The 1,661-nt window shown below is 36.2% G+C and carries 1 protein-coding gene; it reads left to right on the forward strand.

Annotation, left to right across the window (positions count from 1 at the left end):
- The first annotated feature begins 154 nt into the window (after positions 1 to 154).
- Complete coding sequence (locus tag FEZ33_RS12165; protein ID WP_138405605.1) at positions 155 to 1,474, forward strand: IS1380 family transposase; 1,320 nt, start codon at positions 155 to 157, stop codon at positions 1,472 to 1,474.
- Positions 1,475 to 1,661: the final 187 nt, after the last annotated feature.

Below are 1,661 nucleotides of genomic sequence, written 5' to 3' on the forward strand. Positions count from 1 at the left end.
CCTGAATAATTCATAGTTTTACTAATAGTCTTTCCTAACATTGATTTAATAGTCTTTAAAGTAATCTGCTTCATCACCCATTAGGTGATGAAAAAAGACCCCCTTTCTGATATGGTTAATTCACCACAAACTACCATAGAAAGGGGTTCTCTCAGTGGTTACTTTACAAGAAAATGCCGTAAAATTCAACAATAATTTAATCGTTTCTCATGATGGTGGTCGTTTATCAAGTGATTCTGGTTTAGTCCTAATCGATGAATTAATGGATGCTTTCCAATTTACTCAGCTCTCTGAAGATATTGTTACATTTAACGACAGTCGTAAATATTGGACACACACGAATCATAAGATTCTAAAACAGTTAATTCTGCAAATTATAGGTGGTTATAATACTGATTCTGCTGCAAATATTTTACAGCATGATCCGGTATTACAGACGTTCTCAACCGATAAGCCGTTGGCTTCTCAATCATCAATCTCTCGGCTTTATGATCGTGTAGTAGGCGAAACAATTGACTCACTTCAAGTATTCAATCAAGCGTTAATTGACAAAGCTCGTCTCCTTCGTAACGATACAAACATGATCATCGATTTAGATTCTACCCATTCAGATACATTCGGCAATCAAGAACAGACAGCTTACAACGCCCACTATGGAACAAATGGCTATCACCCATTAGTGGCGTTTGATGGGATAACCGGTGATTTTTTAAAAGCTAAACTTCGTTCAGGTAACCAATATACTTCTAAAGGGGTTAAAGAATTTCTTAAACCGTTATTGGAGCATTATAACCAAGCGATTCCAACCACCGATATTCTCGTTCGGGGAGATAGTGGATTCGCGACACCGGATATTTATGATTTATGTGAATTATACGAAAATCATTATGTTATTCGGCTAAAGGCCAATAGAAATTTGTATCGCTTAGCTGAAGAATTTGTGTTCTATGATACTGATCATCCATGGGATGAAAAAGAAGTATATTATCACTCGGTTTCATACCAAGCAGCCTCTTGGACGAAGTCCCGACGTGTCTGTGTCCGTTCGACTCGAGAAGTAGGTGAACTCCTTTTTAACCATTCCTTTATTGTCACGAATTTCTCAGAGAACATCTCGGCTAAAAGAGTATTTGAAACCTACAATAAACGCGGTACCATGGAAAACTATATTAAAGAAGCCAAAAATAGCTTCTTTTTCGATAAAACAGATAGCCCAGAATTCCTTGAAAACGAGGCACGCATGATGATTAGTCTGTTGGCATACAATGTGGTTAATTTCTTACGTACCATATGTTTTGAACCAAAATCAAAAGGACTCCAAGTGAATACGATACGTCTTCGTCTATTTAAAGTGGCTGGAAAGCTCGTCACTACAGCAAGACGAATCTATTTAAAACTATCGAGTTCCCATGTTTATCAGCGAGAGTTTTATGCAGTATTCAGGCAAATCCAAAGGATTCGGCAGTACATTTAAAGAACCTGTTTTTTAAAACCTTTTAAATGGCCTAGGGAGAAGTGCGCCCAAAATTCGTGAGATGAGACTAAAAAGTTTTTCTTTAGCTTAGAAAATCGATTAAAATATTTTAATTTCGATAAAGTGATCCAAAATTGAAAAATAACGACTAGAATAACTCAATATTTAAAAGTATGAATTATTCAGG

It is taken from the genome of Ruoffia tabacinasalis, from assembly GCF_005864045.1.
GTDB lineage: Bacteria > Bacillota > Bacilli > Lactobacillales > Aerococcaceae > Ruoffia > Ruoffia tabacinasalis.